18 protein-coding genes are annotated in these 19525 nt (G+C 59.8%); 13 read left to right on the forward strand and 5 right to left on the reverse strand.

All coding sequences use genetic code 11. The features are described 5' to 3' along the window. The 4 genes from A6U86_RS07005 (at position 1) to A6U86_RS07020 (ending at position 6736) form a co-directional block, all read left to right on the forward strand. Positions 1 to 1170 carry a glutathionylspermidine synthase family protein gene (locus A6U86_RS07005; protein WP_068388191.1) on the forward strand — a complete coding sequence of 390 codons (1170 nt, stop codon included), beginning with the start codon at positions 1 to 3 and terminating at the stop codon, positions 1168 to 1170. A 221-nt stretch (positions 1171 to 1391) separates the two neighbouring features. Continuing rightward, positions 1392 to 4877 carry a carbamoyl-phosphate synthase large subunit gene (gene carB / locus A6U86_RS07010; protein ID WP_068388194.1) on the forward strand — a complete coding sequence of 1162 codons (3486 nt, stop codon included), beginning with the start codon at positions 1392 to 1394 and terminating at the stop codon, positions 4875 to 4877. A gap of 296 nt (positions 4878 to 5173) precedes the next feature. Continuing rightward, positions 5174 to 5650, forward strand: coding sequence for a transcription elongation factor GreA (gene greA / locus A6U86_RS07015; protein ID WP_034476737.1), 477 nt, complete (start codon positions 5174 to 5176; stop codon positions 5648 to 5650). A 6-nt stretch (positions 5651 to 5656) separates the two neighbouring features. Next, positions 5657 to 6736, forward strand: coding sequence for a glycosyltransferase family 4 protein (locus A6U86_RS07020; RefSeq protein WP_068388196.1), 1080 nt, complete (start codon positions 5657 to 5659; stop codon positions 6734 to 6736). Positions 6737 to 6745: 9 nt separating this feature from the next. Here A6U86_RS07020 and A6U86_RS07025 read toward each other — a convergent pair whose 3' ends face one another. From A6U86_RS07025 to A6U86_RS07035, 3 genes are read right to left on the reverse strand one after another with little or no spacing between them, the layout of a single operon-like run. Further along, positions 6746 to 7660, reverse strand: coding sequence for a glycosyltransferase family 92 protein (locus A6U86_RS07025; RefSeq protein ID WP_068388198.1), 915 nt, complete (start codon positions 7658 to 7660; stop codon positions 6746 to 6748). 5 nt (positions 7661 to 7665) lie between these two features. Beyond that, positions 7666 to 8568 (reverse strand): glycosyl transferase, encoded by a 903-nt coding sequence (locus tag A6U86_RS07030; protein ID WP_068388201.1) that lies wholly within the window; start codon positions 8566 to 8568, stop codon positions 7666 to 7668. Positions 8569 to 8572: 4 nt separating this feature from the next. Continuing rightward, positions 8573 to 9040, reverse strand: a complete 468-nt coding sequence (locus tag A6U86_RS07035; RefSeq protein WP_034476732.1) for an Lrp/AsnC family transcriptional regulator — start codon at positions 9038 to 9040, stop codon at positions 8573 to 8575. Between the two features lie 238 nt (positions 9041 to 9278). Between A6U86_RS07035 and trxB the strand changes: the two genes are divergently transcribed. The 6 genes from trxB to A6U86_RS07065 all read left to right on the forward strand — a co-directional run bounded on the left by trxB (position 9279) and on the right by A6U86_RS07065 (position 15360). Then, complete coding sequence (gene trxB, locus A6U86_RS07040; protein WP_068388204.1) at positions 9279 to 10253, forward strand: thioredoxin-disulfide reductase; 975 nt, start codon at positions 9279 to 9281, stop codon at positions 10251 to 10253. Positions 10254 to 10276: 23 nt separating this feature from the next. Next, positions 10277 to 11173, forward strand: a complete 897-nt coding sequence (locus A6U86_RS07045) for a LysR family transcriptional regulator VtlR (protein ID WP_034504110.1) — start codon at positions 10277 to 10279, stop codon at positions 11171 to 11173. Between the two features lie 565 nt (positions 11174 to 11738). After that, positions 11739 to 12032, forward strand: coding sequence for a helix-turn-helix transcriptional regulator (locus tag A6U86_RS07050; RefSeq protein ID WP_068388206.1), 294 nt, complete (start codon positions 11739 to 11741; stop codon positions 12030 to 12032). 2 nt (positions 12033 to 12034) lie between these two features. After that, on the forward strand, positions 12035 to 13201 hold the full coding sequence (locus A6U86_RS07055; RefSeq protein WP_068388209.1) for an MFS transporter: 1167 nt from the start codon (positions 12035 to 12037) through the stop codon (positions 13199 to 13201). Between the two features lie 43 nt (positions 13202 to 13244). Beyond that, the gene (locus A6U86_RS07060) at positions 13245 to 14357 is read left to right on the forward strand and encodes an alkene reductase (RefSeq protein WP_068388212.1); all 1113 of its coding nucleotides are present in this window, start codon (positions 13245 to 13247) and stop codon (positions 14355 to 14357) included. A gap of 199 nt (positions 14358 to 14556) precedes the next feature. After that, on the forward strand, positions 14557 to 15360 hold the full coding sequence (locus A6U86_RS07065; RefSeq protein ID WP_068388215.1) for an aminoglycoside phosphotransferase family protein: 804 nt from the start codon (positions 14557 to 14559) through the stop codon (positions 15358 to 15360). A gap of 8 nt (positions 15361 to 15368) precedes the next feature. Here the strand turns inward: A6U86_RS07065 and A6U86_RS07070 are convergent, their stop codons facing one another. Continuing rightward, on the reverse strand, positions 15369 to 16346 hold the full coding sequence (locus A6U86_RS07070) for an NAD-dependent epimerase/dehydratase family protein (RefSeq protein ID WP_244509846.1): 978 nt from the start codon (positions 16344 to 16346) through the stop codon (positions 15369 to 15371). Positions 16347 to 16438: 92 nt separating this feature from the next. Between A6U86_RS07070 and A6U86_RS07075 the strand changes: the two genes are divergently transcribed. Together A6U86_RS07075 and A6U86_RS07080 are read left to right on the forward strand one after the other, a co-directional pair. Next, positions 16439 to 17350, forward strand: a complete 912-nt coding sequence (locus A6U86_RS07075) for a LysR family transcriptional regulator (RefSeq protein ID WP_068388222.1) — start codon at positions 16439 to 16441, stop codon at positions 17348 to 17350. Then, entirely contained in the window at positions 17347 to 17868 is a 522-nt protein-coding gene (locus A6U86_RS07080) for a GrpB family protein (protein ID WP_068388225.1), read from the forward strand. Before A6U86_RS07075 ends, A6U86_RS07080 begins: the two co-directional genes overlap by 4 nt. Here the strand turns inward: A6U86_RS07080 and A6U86_RS07085 are convergent. Beyond that, a complete protein-coding gene (locus A6U86_RS07085) occupies positions 17865 to 18146 on the reverse strand; it encodes a DUF2188 domain-containing protein (RefSeq protein WP_068388229.1) in 282 nt (93 codons plus the stop codon). The two genes, A6U86_RS07080 and A6U86_RS07085, sit on opposite strands and share 4 nt — an antisense overlap. A 227-nt stretch (positions 18147 to 18373) precedes the next feature. On the opposite strand from A6U86_RS07085, the gene A6U86_RS07090 reads away from it, so the two are divergent. After that, positions 18374 to 19471 (forward strand): calcium:proton antiporter, encoded by a 1098-nt coding sequence (locus A6U86_RS07090; protein ID WP_068388629.1) that lies wholly within the window; start codon positions 18374 to 18376, stop codon positions 19469 to 19471. Positions 19472 to 19525 lie beyond the last annotated feature (54 nt).

Below are 19525 nucleotides of genomic sequence, written 5' to 3' on the forward strand. Positions count from 1 at the left end.
ATGAAACGGGTTTTCATGAACGAGCGACCGGATTGGAAAGCCGATGCCGAGAGCTGCGGCTTCACCATCCACTCCATGTATGGTCAACGCTATTGGGACGAGCGGCACGCCTACGTCTTCAGCCTCGAAGAGGTGGAGACGAAGCTCGAAGATCCCACGGCTGTCCTGCTGGAAATGTGCTATGCGGCCGTCGAAAGGATCGCCCTGGATGGCGAACTGATGCGCCGCATGGCCATTCCGCGGGTCTATCACGATGCCGTACTGCGCTCCTGGCGCAATCGCGAACACGATCTCTATGGCCGATTCGACCTCTCCTATGATGGAGACGGTCCGGCAAAGCTGCTCGAATTCAATGCCGACACGCCGACCAGCCTGTTTGAAAGTGCAGTCTTTCAATGGCGCTGGCTGGAGGACATGAAGCAACGAGGCGAGCTTCCGCCCTCGGCGGATCAGTTCAACTCCGTGCATGAGCGTCTAGTGGATGCCATACGCATCCTTGCCGGACCCTCGCGGCGCATCCACTTCGCCGGCATGCTGGAATCCGAGGAAGACCTCGTGACCTTGAACTATCTGGTCGATTGCGCCGTGCAGGCCGGCTGCAAGACGAAACTGATCGCCATGCCGGATATCGGCGTCGACGACAAACATTGGCTGATCGATCTTCAGGACCAGCGCATCGACTGCTTGTTCAAGCTTTACCCACTGGAAGACATGGTACGCGAACCTTTCGGTCGCCATCTGCCGATCACACCGACGCGGGTAGTCGAGCCGCTCTGGAAACTGACACTATCCAACAAGGGGCTATTGCCAGTGCTGTGGGAGATGTTCCCTGGCCATGAAAATCTGTTGCCCGCCTATTTCGAGGACGACCCACGCGTAAGCGATCTGGGGGATCGCTATGTCCGTAAACCGTTGCTATCCCGCGAAGGCGCGAATGTGACGCTCGTCAACCACGAAGCTGGCGCCGGCACGTATCATGTTGAAGGCCCTTACGGCGAAGAAGGCTATATAAGGCAGGCATTGCACCTGCTCCCCCGTTTCAGTGAGGATTGGACGGTCATCGGATCCTGGATCGTCGCCGGCCAGCCCGCGGGTATTGGCATTCGCGAGGACGATACGCCCGTCACTCGCGATACCTCGCGCTTCGTGCCCCATTATATAGAAGGCTGATGATCCGCTGCCCAAAAAGCGGGCGTCACCCCTCACGAATTCATAGAGTCATGAAGCGTGCAAGCCGAATTCCTGTCGATTCCGCGATTTATGGGGTTCCGTTTACAAATACATTTGCCTATAAGCCGCTTCTAGCCTGAAAAGATTTGTCTATGCGCGCCCGGCCGGTGATCTCCCACCCTGGCCGGTTTTTCGCGCAACAAAAAAACGGATGTGAGCCCATGCCGAAGCGCCAAGATATCAAATCGATCCTCATCATCGGCGCAGGACCGATTGTTATCGGCCAGGCCTGCGAATTCGATTATTCCGGCACACAGGCCTGCAAGGCGCTAAAGGAGGAAGGCTACCGCGTCATCCTCGTCAACTCCAACCCGGCAACGATCATGACCGATCCCGGTCTGGCGGATGCGACCTATGTCGAACCGATAACGCCGGAAGTCGTCGCCAAGATCATTGCCAAGGAGCGTCCGGACGCGCTGCTGCCGACCATGGGCGGCCAGACGGCACTCAACACCGCACTGTCGCTGAAGCGTATGGGCGTGCTCGACCGCTACAATGTTGAGATGATCGGCGCCAAGCCTGCCGCGATCGACATGGCCGAAGACCGCGCCCTCTTCCGCGAAGCCATGGCCCGTATCGGCCTTGAAACGCCGCGCTCGATGCTGGCAAACGCCACCGATATCAAGGATGCCGACCGCAAGACCCACGAAGCCGAGCGCAGCAAGCTGAAGGCCCAGCTTTCCGGCGCCGAGCTCGACAAGGCGCTCGATGCGCTGGAAAACCAGTGGAACCTCGGCGAGAGCGACCGCAAGCAGCGCTACATGAGCCACGCCATGGCAATTGCCGCGCAGGCGATCGATCATGTTGGCCTGCCCGCCATCATCCGTCCTTCCTTTACGCTTGGCGGCACCGGCGGCGGCATTGCCTATAACCGCTCGGAATTCTTCGAAATCGTCAGCGGCGGCCTCGATGCCTCGCCGACCACCGAAGTGCTGGTCGAGGAATCGGTGCTCGGCTGGAAGGAATTCGAGATGGAAGTCGTCCGCGACACGGCGGACAATTGCATCATCATCTGCTCGATCGAAAATATCGACCCGATGGGCGTCCATACCGGCGACTCGATCACCGTTGCCCCTGCCCTGACGCTGACCGACAAAGAATACCAGATCATGCGTAACGCCTCGATCGCGGTCCTGCGCGAGATCGGCGTCGAAACCGGCGGCTCGAACGTGCAGTTCGCGGTCAATCCGCAGGATGGCCGCCTTGTCGTCATCGAAATGAACCCGCGCGTGTCGCGTTCTTCCGCTCTGGCATCGAAGGCCACCGGCTTCCCGATCGCCAAGATCGCCGCCAAGCTCGCTGTCGGTTACACGCTGGACGAACTGGAAAACGACATCACCGGCGGTGCGACGCCCGCTTCGTTCGAACCGTCGATCGACTATGTCGTTACCAAGATCCCGCGTTTCGCCTTCGAGAAGTTCCCCGGCGCTTCCCCGGTTCTGACCACGGCCATGAAGTCGGTCGGCGAAGTCATGGCGATCGGCCGCACCTTTGCCGAATCGCTGCAGAAGGCGCTACGCGGTCTTGAGACCGGCCTGACGGGTCTCGACGAGATCGAGATCCCCGGCACCGAGGAAGGCGAAGGCAACCGCAACGCCATCCGCGCCGCCATCGGCACCCCGACGCCGGACCGCCTGCGCATGGTCGCCCAGGCGCTGCGCCTCGGCCTGACGCCGGAAGAAGTGCACGAAGGCTGCAAGATCGACCCCTGGTTCATCGCGCAGTTCAAGAATATCATCGATATGGAAGCCCGCATCCGCGAGCATGGCCTGCCGCAGGATGAGACCAATCTGCGCATGCTGAAGTCCATGGGCTTCTCCGATGCGCGTCTGGCGACCTTGACCGGCAAGCGCCCGAAGGAAGTGGCGGAGCTGCGCAACAGCCTCAACGTTCGCCCCGTCTTCAAGCGCATCGACACTTGCGCTGCCGAATTCGCCTCGCCGACCGCCTACATGTACTCGACCTACGAGACGCCCTTCGTCGGCGCTGCCCGCTCCGAGGCTGAGGTTTCCGACCGCAAGAAGGTCGTCATCCTCGGCGGCGGCCCGAACCGTATCGGCCAGGGCATCGAGTTCGATTATTGCTGCTGCCACGCCGCCTTCGCGCTGAAGGATGCGGGCTACGAAGCGATCATGATCAACTGCAACCCGGAAACAGTCTCGACCGATTACGACACCTCGGATCGTCTCTATTTCGAGCCGCTGACGGCCGAAGACGTGATCGAAATCCTGCGCGCCGAGCAGGAAAAGGGCGAAGTGGTCGGCGTCATCGTTCAGTTCGGCGGCCAGACGCCGCTGAAGCTTGCCGAGGCGCTCGAAAAGAACGGCATTCCGATCCTTGGCACCGCGCCCGATGCCATCGACCTTGCCGAAGACCGCGACCGCTTCCAGAAGCTCCTGATGAAGCTCGATCTGAACCAGCCGAATAACGGCATCGCCTATTCGGTCGAGCAGGCGCGCCTCGTCGCCTCCGAAATCGGCTTCCCGCTGGTCGTGCGCCCGTCCTACGTTCTCGGCGGACGTGCCATGCAGATCATCCATTCGGAAGGCATGCTGCAGACCTATCTGCTCGACACGGTTCCTGAGCTGGTGCCGGAAGACATCAAGCAGCGCTACCCGAACGACAAGACCGGCCAGATCAACACCCTGCTCGGCAAGAACCCGCTTCTGTTCGACAGCTACCTCGCCAATGCCATCGAAGTTGACGTCGACTGCCTGTCCGACGGCACCGACGTTTACGTCGCCGGCATCATGGAGCATATCGAAGAGGCCGGCATTCACTCCGGTGATAGTGCCTGCTCGCTGCCGCCGCGCACGCTCTCGCCTGCCATGATCGACGAGTTGGAACGCCAGGCGAAGGCCATGGCCAAGGCGCTGAACGTCGGTGGCTTGATGAACGTCCAGTTCGCCATCAAGGACGGCACCGTTTACGTGCTTGAAGTCAATCCGCGCGCCTCGCGTACCGTGCCCTTCGTCGCCAAGACCATCGGCGCGCCGATCGCCAAGATCGCCGCCCGCGTCATGGCCGGCGAAAAGCTGGATGCGACTTTTGCCGCCTACGGCGAAAAGCCCGATCCGCGCAAGCTCAAGCACATCGCGGTCAAGGAAGCGGTATTCCCCTTCGCCCGCTTCCCTGGCGTCGACATTCTGCTCGGACCGGAAATGCGCTCGACCGGCGAAGTCATCGGTCTCGATACCGATTTCGCGCTGGCCTTCGCCAAGTCGCAGCTCGGCGCTGGCGTCGAATTGCCGCGTGACGGAACGGTCTTCGTTTCGGTTCGCGACGACGACAAGCCGCGCGTCCTGCCGGCCATCCGCATGCTGACGGAACAGGGCTTCAAGGTGCTGGCCACCGGCGGAACCCAGCGCTTCCTGGCGGAGAATGGCATCGACGCGACGAAGATCAACAAGGTGCTTGAGGGACGTCCGCATATCGAAGACGCCATCCGCAACCGCCAGGTCCAGCTCGTCATCAACACGACCGACAGCAACAAGGCGATCTCGGATTCGAAATCATTGCGCCGGGCGACGCTGATGCAGAAGGTGCCGTACTACACGACCATGGCCGGCGCTGAAGCCGCTGCCATGGCCATCAAGGCGCTGAAGGCCGGCAGCCTCGAAGTCCGGCCGCTGCAGAGCTATTTCTAAGCGCTAATTTAGGCCGCGACGAATGTCGGCATAATAGTCGGCTCATATTCGTCGCGGCTTCATTCGGTTGGCGTAGCGGTTGTGAATGACAGCTTGCCGCAAACCGCCAGCGATCGGCTTTCAGTCGGCGCGAGCCTTGAGCAGCGTTCCTTAAAGCATCGAATTTTCTGGAAATCGGCGGACGCAATCTGCTATAGATGACAAAATAATGGCTCGACTGGTTCCGAAGTACCGCTTCGGAACCTGTTTTCTTTTGTGTGTGCGGAAGAGCTGCGCAGAGACTAAGGACAAGGAAAATGGTTGAAAAGGTACCGATGACGCAGAACGGGTTCGTCAAGCTGCAGGAAGAACTGCGCTGGCGTCAGCAGGAAGAGCGCCCGAGAATCATCGAGGCAATTGCGGAAGCGCGCGCCCATGGCGATCTGTCCGAAAATGCCGAGTACCATGCTGCCAAGGAAGCACAGAGCCACAATGAAGGCCGCATCGGCGAGCTTGAAGACCTGACGGCGCGCGCTGAAGTCATCGACCTCACGAAGATGTCCGGCTCGAAGATCAAGTTCGGCGCCAAGGTGAAGCTCATCGACGAGGATTCCGAGGAAGAGAAGATCTATCAGATCGTCGGCGACCAGGAAGCCGACGTAAAGGCAGGCCGCATTTCCATCTCGTCGCCGATCGCGCGTGCCCTGATCGGCAAGGAAGTCGGCGACTCGATCGAGGTCAATGCGCCCGGTGGTGCCAAGGGCTACGAAATCCTCTCCATTACCTGGGGCTGATCGCCCGTGCGCGATCGTGATTCAGCGCAGACGAGCGATCTCCGCGAGATCGAGATCATAGCGACGAATTTCAAACGCCGGCTCTCCGGCGTTACTTCCACGATCGTACAGCTGATCCCGAAGCAGATCGAGCTTGGCTATCATATTGCCACGCTCGGTCCCGGCCTGCCGGAGGGCCTGCCCAAGCTTGGCTGGCTCAGGCTTCCAGGCCTTTGGATGAGGCCGCGCCGACACCGTTTGCGCGTCTGGCATGCCCGCCGTAACAACGAGATGCTGATCGGCCTCCTTCTTCGCTCGGTGCTGCGCATGCGCCTGAAGCTTGTCTTCACCTCTGCAGCCCAGCGCCGTCACACTGGCTATACGCGCTGGCTCATCCGCCGCATGGATGCGGTCATCGCCACCAGCACGCGCTCGGGCAGCTTTCTGCAGGTGCCACATACGGTGATCCAGCACGGCGTCGATCTCAATCGCTTTCATCCGCCGGAAACTCGCGACGACCGCATGGCTGCCACGGGCCTGCCCGGCACCTATCTGGTCGGCTGCTTCGGCCGCGTGCGGCATCAAAAGGGCACCGATCTCTTCGTCAAGGCGATGATCGAGCTTCTGCCGCACCATCCGGATTGGACCGCCGTCGTCTGCGGCCGGGTGACGGCGGAACATCGCGGTTTCGGCGATGGACTGGTGAAGCTGGTCGCCGATGCCGGTCTTGCCGACCGCATCCGCTTTCTCGGCGAGGTCGACGATATCAAGCCATGGTATCGCCGCGCGACCCTCTATGTCGCTCCTTCCCGCAACGAAGGTTTCGGCTTGACCCCGCTGGAAGCCATGGCGTCCCGCACCGCCGTCGTCGCTTCCGATGCCGGCGCCTATGCAGAAATGATCATTCCGGGCGAGACCGGCACCGTCGTGCCCGCCGGCGATGGCGATGCTTTGACCAAGGCTATCGCCTTCTATCTCGCCGACCCGGAGGAAGCGCTCCGCCAGGGCGAAAATGCGGTGCGCCATGTGCGCAGCGAATTCGCGCTGGAAAAAGAAGCGATGGCTATCGGCGACATCTATCGCCAGATGCTCGCCACCAACGGCTGAGCGGAGACGTCAGCGGCCGAGATCGATGGCATAGCGTTCGATGAAATCGATCATCGAACGGTCCTCCGTCACATCTTCCTCAATGCTTTTGACGACGGACAGAACCTTGTCCCGATACTTCGTCGCGCTGCTATCGTAGATCCATCCGCGCTCGAGCTTCTCCATCAGCTCTTGCCGGGATTTCGTATAGTAGTGATTGAGTTGCAGGAACTGGTTCGAATAGAACTCCGGCGCTTTCCGCCCGCGCCGTGTAAAGCGCTTGCCGGCATCATTGGCCGTCAGATCCCCGAAAGCGCGCGTCTGGAACTGGTGGACGCTGACCTCGGTCACTTCACATGGGTCGACGATGCATTTGAAATTGCTGACGTTTTCCTTTGACGTCATCGGGTCGGCGCCACGCAGCGTATAATTCAGCGTCAACGGCCCATCAGGCGGCGCCTCGTGGCCGCTGGTGGCGAACATGTGCCACGGCAGCGAGACGTTCGGAAAATCACCAACAGTCTCCAATGCCTGTTCCACCGTCCGCCCCTGTTTCGGCAACAGGAATTCATCGACGTCGATGAAGGCCATCCAGCGGTAGTCGCCGCCGAAATTGAGGATGGCGTGCGCCAAGACGATAACCTGTCCGTTGAGCAGCGTCGCTGTCGCGGCATCGCGCATCCGCCCCGCCCAAGGGATGATCGTCAGCGTTTCCGCGCTCAGAAGGCCGCGAAGGACTGCGCAGGTATCGTCGGTCGAGCCGTTGTCATAGATATAGAAGTGACGAATGCCGACGGCTTGGTGGAAGCGCACCCATTCCTCGATGTAGCGGGCCTCGTTCTTCACGCAGGCGGCAATGGCAATGCCATGACGCCCTGCCCGGGCCGCAGGCGGCTCAATCGTGAGCTTCTTGGCATCGGAGCCTTTGGGTTTCAGCCAGCGCATGAGCCTCACGACCGCGATTTAAACCTGTCATCGTAACCGAAATCATATTTCAGCAACGCCGAAACAGGCGAATAATTGACGAAGGAAACGCCGCGTTCGGCGGCGATCTGCCGAGCAAAGACGAGGTGCTCGACAATGCGGCCCTCGGCCCGCGCAATACCGGAAAATGCCATGTCGTCGCTAGTCTCGTAAAAGCGTGGCTCGCGGTCATTGGAAATATCGATACCGACAAAGCCGATCGTCTGTCGCGCACAATAAAGGGCAAACTGCAGCGCCGATACCGCCACAGACCCGCCAAGGAAAACCCCGCGATCCGGCGAGAGCGAAAAGCCTGCCGAACCCTCTGCATCCAGACGCACATATTGCAGCTTCTTGAGATCATCCAGCGAGCGGCGGCGCGCACCATAGGGCTTGCGGATGTCGTCGATCAGAATGATCGTCTTGTCCGCCAGCCATTCCTTGTCGATCTCGCAGAGCGCGCGCAATACGGCAACGGAAAACAGACAGAGCGAACCCGGCATGATCTTCTTGCGCATCATTTCGATGTGCCGCCAGACGAAGCGTTCGTCCTCGACCGCAATCGCCAATGGCTCGCTGACCTGCTCGCCGAGCAGCCCTATGGCGCCGTTCAAAAGAATGGCGCTGCTGGCTTCCATGCCGCTGAGGTTGCTCTCACGGATCGAAGGCCCGGAGCCGACAATATAGATCGTCTCACCGGCCCGCTCGCGCAGCCGATCCATCCCGGCAAGGTTGGCGACCTTGACGCGGCGATAGAGCACTTCGCTGATATTCTGGCTGCGAACAATGCTGAGCCCTGGAAACCAATCCTGCACATGCGCCTGCGAACCGCCCAGAAACAGGCGCACCGCAGGCTTGATCAGCGCTCTATGCCAGGGCCGATCCGCCATCCGTCTAGAGCTCCACCAGACCGAGCTTCTTGACCTGGCGGATGGTCAGCATCGTGCGCACCGTATCGACATGCTCGTTCGCCGTCAGAACCTCGATGACGAAATCCTGGAATCGGGTGAGGTTTTCGGCCACGCAATGCAGCAGGAAGTCGCTGTCGCCGGACACCATCCATGCCTGCCGGACGAGCGGCCAGGCCGCCGTAGCGCTGGCGAAAGCCTTGAGATTGGCTTCCGACTGATGCTTGAGGCCGACCATGCAAAAAGCCACGAGATCGAAGCCCAGCTTCGGGCTGTTCAGCATGGCGTGATAGCCTTCGATGACGCCAGCCTCCTCGAGCTTGCGCACACGACGCAAGCAAGGCGGCGCGGAAATGCCAACGCGATCGGCCAATTCGACATTGGTCATACGTCCGTCTCGCTGCAGTTCCCGCAGAATCTTGATATCGATGGCATCGAGTTCAGCGCGAAGCACTTTTATTGCCTTTCTTTAATTCCCCCTCGCCAGCTTCTATATAAGGCAGGAAAATTCGCAAGAAAGTTTCTCCTGGGTAACCGATTCTTACACAAAGCAGATTTGCCCTGTTAGTAATGCAAGGCTGCCCTTGAATAAATGCATAAGGCAATCATAAATGAAGCGGCGGATCGTGAAATCGCCTGCTTTGCGCGTTTAAGCCGCGGTTTTCCCGATCGCTGAATTGAAAGGACTGACTATGCCTGCCCGCCACACGAAGGTGCTCATCATCGGCTCCGGCCCAGCCGGCTATACGGCCGCTGTTTATGCGGCCCGCGCAATGCTGAAGCCGGTTCTGATTGCCGGCCTGGAGCAAGGCGGCCAGCTGATGATCACGACGGATGTCGAAAACTATCCAGGCTTTGCCGATCCGATCCAGGGCCCATGGCTCATGGAGCAGATGCTGCAGCAGGCCCAGCATGTCGGCGCCGAGATCGTCAACGACCTCGTGACCGAAGTCGACACCAGCAAGCGCCCCTTCGTCGCCCATACCGACAGCGGTGACGTCTGGACCGCCGACACCCTCATCATTGCGACCGGCGCCAAGGCGAAGTGGCTCGGCATCGAGAGCGAGCAGCACTTCCAGGGCTTCGGCGTTTCAGCCTGCGCCACTTGCGACGGCTTCTTCTATCGCAACAAGGATGTGATCGTGGTCGGCGGCGGCAACAGCGCCGTCGAGGAAGCGCTCTATCTCTCCAACATCACCAAGTCGGTGACCGTGGTCCACCGCCGCGATTTCTTCCGCGCCGAAAAGATCCTGCAGGAACGCCTGTTCGCCAAGGCGAATGTGAAAGTTCTCTGGAACACCGAAGTCGCCGAGATTACCGGCACGCCAGCCAAGCCGCCAATGCCGCCGTCTGTCACGGGCGCGCGCCTGCGCGATACGCGCACCGGCGCCATCACCGAAATGGTGATTGACGGCGTCTTCGTCGCCATCGGCCATGCACCGGCGACTGAACTCTTCAAGGGCAAGCTGAAACTCAAGGACAATGGTTACCTCTGGACCGCGCCGGATTCGACCGCGACCAATGTCGAGGGCATCTATGCCGCCGGCGACGTGACCGACGATACGTTCCGACAGGCGATCACTGCAGCGGGGATGGGCTGCATGGCGGCGCTTGAGGCGGAACGCTACTTGACCGGGCATATGCCCGTCGCCGTGGCTGCGGAGTGAAGCAGCCGATGAGGGGAAACGGCATGCCACTGGATTGGGACAAGCTGCGTATTTTTCACGCGGCTGCCGAAGCGGGTTCGTTCACGCACGCGGCTGATAAATTGCATCTCTCCCAATCCGCCATCAGTCGTCAGGTCAGCGCGCTGGAGCAGGATGTGGGCATCAAGCTCTTCCATCGCCATGCGCGTGGCTTGATCCTGACCGAACAGGGCGAACTGCTCTACCGTACCGCACACGACGTTCTGCTGAAGCTCGAAACGGTCAAGATGCAACTGACCGAGACGACCGACAAGCCGAGCGGCAAGCTGCGCGTGACAACGACGGTCGGCCTCGGCCAGGGGTGGCTGACCGACAAGATCCAGGAGTTCCTGCAGCTTTATCCCGATATGCAGATTCAGCTCATCCTCGACAACGAGGAGCTGGACGTGAACATGCGCCATGCGGATTGCGCCATCCGCCTGCGCCAGCCGCAGCAGTCGGATCTGATCCAGCGCAAGCTCTTCACCGTCCACATGCATGTCTATGCAGCCCCCTCGTACATCAACCGTTACGGCGAGCCGCAATCCGTGGAGGATCTGGACGAGCATCGCATCATCAGCTTCGGCGAGCCGGCACCGAATTACCTGCTTGACGTCAACTGGCTGGAGATCGCCGGTCGCTCCTCCGACAACAAGCGCATGCCGCATTTGCAGATCAACAGCCAGACGTCGATCAAACGCGCCTGCCTGCTCGGCATCGGCATCGCTGTGCTGCCCGACTATATCGTCGGTCGGGACCCGGGCCTCATCCAGCTCGCCATCAATGCGGACGTTCCATCCTTCGATACCTATTTCTGCTATCCTGACGAGATGAAAAACGCGGCTAAGCTTAAGGTTTTCCGTGATTTTGTCGTCGCCAAGGCCCGGAACTGGAATTTCTAACCGTAGGTAAGTGACTGATAACGAACTCTTTTTATCTCTAATATATCAGCTACGCGTATTACGCATATCTGATATGCGCAAATGAGAGTTGAAGCCTGCCCATTTAACTACCATATCGCACATAGCTGATGCACACGGTGGCTTTTCCTCCCAGTTCCACCGCATTGGCTGTTCCCCTCTGGAGGTTTTTGACCTTCATACCTATAGGGCCCTGGTTTACTCCGGCGGCCCTTTTTTTTGCCCTTTTGGCCCTGAGCCCGCAAACGCATAACTGCCATGCACAAAAAAGCATTGCGCACTGCACAAATTAGCATCATAACGCACACAGCTGATGCACATGGTGGCTTTTCCTCCCAGTTCCACCGCATTGGCTGTTCCCCTCTGGAGGTTTTGACCTTCACACCTATAAGGGCCCTGGTTCATACCGGTGGCCCTCTTTTTTTGCCCATTTTCTAAGCAGCCACTCTTGCTGCACTGCAAGAAATAATATTCCGCGTCGGTCTTGATATATCGAAAACCATCGATACATATATCGTCATTATTCGATATTCACGCGGTAAACACCATGGACAAGAGCGAGATACTGAAGGCTTTGGCCCATCCGGCCAGGCTCGAAATCCTCAACCACCTCAAAGATCCGCAGACCCACTTCCCGACACAGGAGCATCCGCTGGAACTCGGCGTTTGCGCCAGCCAGTTCGAGCGCTGCGGCCTGTCGCAATCCACCGTTTCGGCGCATCTCAGCACCTTGCACCGTGCCGACCTGGTAACGACACGGCGCCTTGGCCAGTGGATTTTCTACAAGCGTAACGAAGAGACCATCGCGGCCTTCCTCGAAGCCATGCAAAAGGAACTCTGAACATGCCTCTTGCGCTCCTCATTCTGGCGCTCAGTTCTTTCGCCATCGGCACGACCGAGTTCGTCATCATGGGCTTGCTGCCGGAAGTGGCCTCGGATCTGTCCGTCACCATTCCGCAAGCCGGCTGGCTGGTGACCGGCTATGCATTGGCCGTCGCCATCGGCGCACCGATCATGGCGGTCTCCACCGCCCATCTGCGTCGACGTTCGGCACTCATCATGCTGATGGGCTTCTTCATCCTCGGCAACCTCCTCTGCGCCATCGCCCCCGGCTACTGGGTGCTGATGTTCGCTCGCATCGTCACCGCCCTTTGCCATGGCGCCTTCTTCGGCATCGGCTCGGTTGTTGCGGCAAGCCTGGTAGCAGACGATCGCAAGGCTCGCGCCGTCGCCCTGATGTTCACGGGCCTGACGCTCGCCAACGTGCTCGGCGTTCCCCTTGGCACCGCATTCGGCCAGGCCTTCGGCTGGCGCGCACCGTTCTGGATCGTGTCGCTCCTCGGCGTCGCTTCGATCGTCGGCCTCATTGTCGTCCTGCCGAAGGGCGAGGAAGTGCGGGAAGGCAATCTCGGCCGCGAAATATCCGCGCTGCGCGGCACCGGCCTCTGGCTGTCGCTCTTGACGACCGTGTTCTTCTCCGCCGCCATGTTCGCGCTCTTCACCTATATCGCGCCCATGCTGCGCGACGTCACCGGCGTTTCGCCGAGAACCGTCACCTGGACGCTGCTCTCGATCGGCGTCGGCCTGACGATCGGCAATCTGATCGGCGGAAAGCTTGCGGATTGGCGCCTCGGCACCACGCTTGCGGGTGTCTTCATCGCAATCGCGGTGACATCGGCGATCTTCAGCGTCACCATGCACTCGTTCATCGGCGCCGAGATCACGCTGTTCATATGGGCAGCAGCGGCCTTTGCAGCCGTCCCGGCTCTCCAGATCAGCGTCGTCACCTTCGGAAAAGATGCGCCGAACCTGGTCTCAACCATCAATATCGGCGCCTTCAATACCGGCAACGCACTCGGTGCCTGGATCGGCGGCGTCGTGATCGATCAAGGCTTTTCGCTCTCGCAGGTGCCGCTTGCCGGTTCGGCCATGGCGATCCTCGGCCTCATCACCGTGCTGCTGACTTTCGCAGCCACACGCCCCAAGAGCGAGGCACTCGCCTCCTCCTGACCCCTCTTCTTCTCCCGCCCCCATGATTAAGAAAGGACAACCCATGACAAAATTGTTCGAACCGACGAAGCTTGGTGATATCTCCCTGGCCAACCGCATCGTCATGGCGCCTCTGACGCGCAATCGTTCCCCGAATGCCGTGCCGAATGAGCTGAACGTCAAGTACTACGCTCAGCGCGCCTCCGCCGGCCTGATCATCACCGAAGCAACCGCCATTACCCATCAGGGTCAGGGCTATGCCAATGTGCCGGGCCTCTACACCAAGGAAGCCCTCGATGGCTGGAAGAAAGTGACCGACGCCGTGCACGCCAATGGCGGCAAGATCGTCGTGCAGATGTGGCATGTCGGCCGCATCTCCCACACCACATTGCAGCCGAATGGCGGCAAGCCGGTCTCCCCTACTTCCAAGCGCGCTGAAACCTCCAAGACCTACCTCGTCAACAGCGATGGCACCGGCGGCTTTGCCGATGTCTCCGAGCCACGTGCATTGGAAGCTTCGGAAATCCCCGGTATCATCGAGGATTATCGCAAGGCCGCTCGAGCTGCGATCGATGCCGGTTTCGACGGCGTCGAGATCCATGGCGCCAACGGCTACCTGATCGATCAGTTCCTGCGCGGCAATATCAACGACCGCACCGACCAATATGGCGGTTCGATAGAAAACCGCGCGCGCTTCCTCTTCGAAGTCGTTGATGCCGTTACCAAGGAAGTGGGCGCCGGTCGCACGGCGATCCGCATCTCGCCGGTAACACCATCAGGTGATGCCAGCGATCCGGCTCCGCAGCCGCTCTTCACCTATGTGGTCGAGGGCCTGGCGAAGTATGGCCTTGCCTACATCCACGTCGTCGAAGGCCAGACTGGCGGCAAGCGCGACTTCCTGCCCTTTGACTACGATGCCCTGCATGCAGCCTATAAGGCCGCAGGCGGCAAGGCCGGCTGGATGGTCAACAATGCCTACACACGCGAAATGGCGATCGAGGCTGTCGACAGCGGCAAGGCTGATGTCGTCGCCTTCGGCAAGCCCTTCATCTCCAATCCGGACCTCGTCCATCGCTTGAAGGAAAACGCTACGCTGGCGACATGGGACCAGGCAACGCTTTATGGCGGCGGCGCCAAGGGCTATGCCGACTATCCGACGCTGGATGAGGCAGCCTAAGTTCCGATCCATCGCTTCAGGCAGCGCCTTCGCGCATAGCCGAAGCTGCCGAACGATACCGGACGCAAACACAATACCCTCGCGACGACGCCTCGCGAGGGTTTTTCTATTTTAGCGCTTGAAAACAGGGGGATCACAACCAAACTAAGCAGGCATACCGCCTCGCAGTCCCAGCACCCACAGATAGCAAAGCCGATATATGTTTGATCCCTATATCCACCGCTGGTCACTCATACCGGACGGCGATCCCATCATCACCCATTCGAGTCATCTTCTTCCCGTCATCTGGCGGAACAAGCCCACCATGCTCAAGGTGGCGCAAAATGTTGACGAGAAGTTCGGCAACCGCGTGTTGCGCTGGTGGGACGGCGATGGCGCAGCCTTCGTCTACGAACATGACGACGATGCTGCCCTTATGGAGCGGGCGACGGGGCCAGGCTCCCTGCTCAGCATGGCAATGCGGGGAGAGGACGACGAGGCAAGCCGGATCATGTGTCGGACGGCTGCGCGGCTGCATGCACGCAAGGCCAAGCCACTGCCGTCGGATCTGGTTTCCCTGGATCGCTGGTTTAGGGAACTTGAACCAGCGGCTCGCATCCATGGCGGCATGCTCGCCGCCTGTGCCGAGGTCGCCGCGCGCCTTCTGGCGGATCAACGCGACCAGACCATATTACACGGCGACATCCACCACGAGAACATTCTCGATTTCGGGCCCCGCGGCTGGCTCGCCATCGACCCCAAGCGGGTCTATGGCGAGCGTGGTTTCGATTTCGCCAACATCTTCTGCAATCCCGAGCTGCCTACCGTCACCAAGCCAGGCCGCCTGCAGCGGCAATTGCCGATCATCTGCGCCGAGACTGGCCTCGAGCCGAAGCGCCTTCTGCAATGGATCATTGCCTATGCGGGGCTTTCGGCAACGTGGTTCCTGAGTGATGGCGACACCGAGAATGCGGATTCGGATTTCACCGTCGCCGGCATCGCCTTCGCCGAGCTCAATGCCTGACGGCCGGCTCATGCTGCCGGCAGGCAGCCGATTGCTGCAAGCGTCGATCTGACGGCCTCGTCGATCGGCGTATGCGGCTCCTCGCCGAGAACAGCGACCAGCTTGTCGTTTCTCATCTCCACCGGCACCTTCCAGAGATAGCTCATTTCGCGCAACTCCCGCATGAACGGAACGAAAGGGGCAGCCAGCGGCACGATGATCCAGGGAAACGCCTTGACCTTCACCGCGTGCCCAAGCACACGCCGCACGGCATCGATCATCTGCCTGCCATCGCCATCCCAATGGCCGCGCATGTGATAGACGGCGAACGTAGGCAGCTCGTCGCCCTTTTCGATCAGCCGGATCATCGTTTCGGCGACGTCAGGCAGGTAGGCCCATTGATGCCCAAGACCGGCCTTGCCGGGATAGGTGATGGAATTGACCGGCTTACCCGGCGTGACCATGGCCTGCGAGAACCAGCTATTGGCGCGCGATCCGCCAAAGAAATCGCCGGCGCGAACAATGATAACCGGCGTATCGCCCTGCTCTGCCGCCGCCCTCAGGCGCCGTTCCATCTGCACGCGGATGGCACCCTTGCGGGTCTTTGGACGCTGCGCACTGTCCTCACTCACATTCGGAAAAACATCGGGGCCGAAATTATAGACCGTACCGGGCAGCACGATCCGCGCGCCGACGCTCTTTGCCGCCGCAATGGTATTATCGAGCATCGGCAGCACCAGTTGACCCCAGTTGCGGTAGCCCGGAGGGTTGACGGCATGCACGATGACTTCGGCTCCAGCCGCGGCCTTCAAGACATCTCCAACCAGCATGGCATCGCCCTGAATCCAGTCGAAATCCGGACGGCGGCGAGCCGCCTGCGCGACATCGCGGGTCAGAGCCCGGATGCGCCATCCGCGGGCGGCAAGTCCATCGGCAACAGCACCGCCGATGCCGCCGGTAGCGCCAAGTATCAAAGCCGTCTTTCCATTTTCTGTCTGGTTGCTCATGGTCGTCTCCATCGGTTTCGATGAGCTGACTATGCCTTCCGTCCGACATAAACGAAATTGCCAAAAAATCTGCAGATGATATACATAAATGTATGACTGAGTCTGAACCGAGCTGGGATTTCTACCGCACCTTTCTTGCCGTGCTGCAGCAAGGTTCGTTGTCGGCCGCTGCCCGTGATCTGGGCCTCACCCAGCCTACGATCGGCCGCCATATCGACGCGCTGGAAGCTGCCGTCGGCGCCGAGCTTTTCACCCGCTCGCAACAGGGCCTCCTGCCAACGGATACGGCTCTCGTCCTGAAACCTTATGCCGAGACGCTGGCAAGCACGACGGCCGCCTTGCTGCGAGCCGCTTCAAGCTCACGCGATAAGGTAACAGGCACGGTGCGCATCAGCGCCAGCGAAGTCATCGGCACCGAAGTGCTGCCGTCAATCCTTGCCGAATTGCAGGCCGGCTATCCCGACCTCGTCATAGAGCTTTCCGCATCCGATGCCGTGGAGGATCTATTGCAGCGTGAGGCGGATATCGCGGTCCGCATGGTCGAGCCGGCCCACGAAGCTCTGCTTTCCCGGCATATTGGCATCATCCCCCTGGGCTTCTTCGCTCACCGCAAATACCTTGAAAGATATGGCATGCCCGAGAGCATCGAAGACCTGCAGCGGCACAAGCTGATCGGGTTCGATCGCCAGACGGCCTATATCAGGATGATGCGCAAGCGCTATCCAATCTTCGACGGCATAACCCTCGCCTTTCGATCCGACCATACCATTGCCCAGCACAATGCGCTGCGCGCAGGCCTCGGCATCAGCTTTCTCCATATACCCCTGGCAAGACGCGCCCCCGACCTCGTACGCCTTCTGCCCGAGATCGAACTTCCACTCGACACCTGGGTCGTCATGCACGAAAACCTGAAAACGTCGCCACGCTGCCGCGTGACCTTCGATGCATTGGTCTCTGGCCTGCTGGATTACGTCAAGGGTGGTACGGATGGGAGACGATCGTGACAAAGGGAACGGCCGTCGAACTGGTGCCTTACGATCCAGACTGGCCGGCGGCCTTTCAACGCATTCGCGGCAAGCTCGAACGATTACTAGCACCCCATGTGGTGACAATCGAGCACATCGGCAGCACATCCATCCCCGGCCTGGCGGCAAAGCCGCTTGTCGATATCGATATCATTCTTCGTCATTCCGACGATGTAACGCCGGCGACGCAGCTGCTTCTGGATCAAAATTACGAACCGCGCGGCAATCGTTACGATGATGATGTCTGGGCATTCATGCTGCGAGGCGGCACGCCGCCAGAACGCATCTATCTCTGCTCGCCCGACAATCAGACGCATCAACGAAGAATGATCTTTCGCGATCATCTCAGATCGCATCCTGAGGACATGGCCGCCTATTCCACGCTGAAACAGGGGCTAGCCGAACACTACCGGCACGATGGCGATCGCTATACCGCCGAGAAACGACACTTTGTCGATGCAATCATCGAGAAGGCATTGCGCGCATCGCAAGGCTAAGCGCCAGGAGCCGTGTCAATGGGCGGGAAATGCATTTGGCCATCGATGACTTCCGTTTCCGGCCGGTCGCCGCCATCGGCATATTCCTCATGCCATTTGCCGCTTTCGTCCTGCCAGCTGATTTCCGCAGAGTCACCCCCGACCTGCTGCTCGGCCGCAACAATCCTGGCGGCCTCCACCGCCTCCGAATGTGACGGAAACGCTTCCGAATAAACATCCCGGAACCGATACGCCCATCCGCCGTCATGCGGCACGATTTCGTAAACGACCTTGATCATCCAGATCCTCCTGCTCATCTGCCAAGGCTTTGGGGCCGGACATGGCCGGCGGGCCGCATGCATCTCAGACAGATTTCGAGGATGCCGCGACATTTTAGTTGGGCAGACCTATCCCGTTAGTATTTCATTAAACGGCTTCGACTGCAAATTTCACCCCAACATGCGCGCTTGATGTGAAAAATCATTGATTTAGATTGCAACCGGGAATCGGCGCAAAGGTTGGGAACGTGATCACATCAAACTGGTTTAGACAGGAAAAAGCACTCTTGGTGGCGCTGGCGGTCGCCGTCATTGCCTATGCCGTCGAGCACACCGTGCTGGAAATGGGGCAGACCGCGTCCATGATCGCGGCGGCGGCATTGATCGCAACGATTGTGCTGGCATCCATGCGCGTTGCCCACCACGCCGAAAACCTCGCGGCAAAAGTCGGCGACCCCTATGGCACGATGATCCTGACATTGGCAGCCGTTGCCGTCGAAGTCATCATCCTTGCCATCATGATGAGCGGAGAGAGTTCGCCGACACTGGTCCGCGACACCATCTACTCGGCCGTCATGCTCGACATTAACGGCATCCTCGGCCTTGCCGCCCTTCTCGGCGGATTGAAGCATGGCGAGCAACCCTACAACGACGATTCCAGCCGAACCTATGGCGTGATGATCCTGACGGCCATGGGCATTTCGATGATCGTGCCGGAATTCATCCCTGAAGCGAAATGGCATTTCTATTCCGCCTTCACCATCGTTGCGATGATCGCGCTCTACGCGCTGTTCCTGCGCATGCAGGTCGGCAAGCACAGCTATTTCTTCAGCTACAGCTATCCGCGCACCGAGAAGAAGCTCTCGGCACCCGAAGAGCATCACGAGGACGAATCCACCACCACGTCGATCGTCACGATCCTGATCGGCGTCGTGCTGATCGGTGCACTCGCGGAATTCATGTCGGGGTTCATGGATGTCGGCCTCAAGGGCACGGGCGCACCACCGGCTATCGCCGCCATCGTCGTCGCGGCAATATCGGCAGCCCCGGAAATCCTGACGGCCCTGCGCGCGGCGCTGCGCAACCGCATGCAGGCGACGGTAAACATCGCTCTGGGTGCCTCGCTTTCGACCGTCATCCTGACGGTGCCTGTGATGGAGGCGATCGCGCTCTATACCGGTCAACCCTTCATCATGGCGATGTCACCAGTGCAGACCGTCATGGTGATGATCACGCTGATCGTCGCCGCCATAAATCTCAACGATGGCGAGACCAACGCCATCGAAGGCATGACCCACTTTATCCTCTTCGCCACCTTCATCATGCTGACGACGCTTGGACTTTGACTCTGATTTCAAAGGCTTGGGGCGGCAGGCGGATTCAGATCGCGAAGCGCTTGA

The sequence above is a fragment of the Rhizobium sp. AC27/96 genome (genome assembly GCF_001692325.1).
Taxonomy (GTDB): Bacteria; Pseudomonadota; Alphaproteobacteria; order Rhizobiales; family Rhizobiaceae; genus Rhizobium.

Excerpts from the sequence above, each read along its gene's own strand:
- A6U86_RS07005 (WP_068388191.1), top strand. The coding sequence starts at position 1 with ATGAAACGGGTTTTCATGAACGAGCGACCGGATTGGAAAGCCGATGCC.
- carB (WP_068388194.1), top strand. The coding sequence starts at position 1,392 with ATGCCGAAGCGCCAAGATATCAAATCGATCCTCATCATCGGCGCAGGA.
- greA (WP_034476737.1), top strand. The coding sequence starts at position 5,174 with ATGGTTGAAAAGGTACCGATGACGCAGAACGGGTTCGTCAAGCTGCAG.
- A6U86_RS07025 (WP_068388198.1), bottom strand. The coding sequence starts at position 7,660 with ATGCGCTGGCTGAAACCCAAAGGCTCCGATGCCAAGAAGCTCACGATT.
- A6U86_RS07030 (WP_068388201.1), bottom strand. The coding sequence starts at position 8,568 with ATGGCGGATCGGCCCTGGCATAGAGCGCTGATCAAGCCTGCGGTGCGC.
- trxB (WP_068388204.1), top strand. The coding sequence starts at position 9,279 with ATGCCTGCCCGCCACACGAAGGTGCTCATCATCGGCTCCGGCCCAGCC.
- A6U86_RS07045 (WP_034504110.1), top strand. The coding sequence starts at position 10,277 with ATGCCACTGGATTGGGACAAGCTGCGTATTTTTCACGCGGCTGCCGAA.
- A6U86_RS07050 (WP_068388206.1), top strand. The coding sequence starts at position 11,739 with ATGGACAAGAGCGAGATACTGAAGGCTTTGGCCCATCCGGCCAGGCTC.
- A6U86_RS07055 (WP_068388209.1), top strand. The coding sequence starts at position 12,035 with ATGCCTCTTGCGCTCCTCATTCTGGCGCTCAGTTCTTTCGCCATCGGC.
- A6U86_RS07060 (WP_068388212.1), top strand. The coding sequence starts at position 13,245 with ATGACAAAATTGTTCGAACCGACGAAGCTTGGTGATATCTCCCTGGCC.
- A6U86_RS07065 (WP_068388215.1), top strand. The coding sequence starts at position 14,557 with ATGTTTGATCCCTATATCCACCGCTGGTCACTCATACCGGACGGCGAT.
- A6U86_RS07070 (WP_244509846.1), bottom strand. The coding sequence starts at position 16,346 with ATGAGCAACCAGACAGAAAATGGAAAGACGGCTTTGATACTTGGCGCT.
- A6U86_RS07075 (WP_068388222.1), top strand. The coding sequence starts at position 16,439 with ATGACTGAGTCTGAACCGAGCTGGGATTTCTACCGCACCTTTCTTGCC.
- A6U86_RS07085 (WP_068388229.1), bottom strand. The coding sequence starts at position 18,146 with ATGATCAAGGTCGTTTACGAAATCGTGCCGCATGACGGCGGATGGGCG.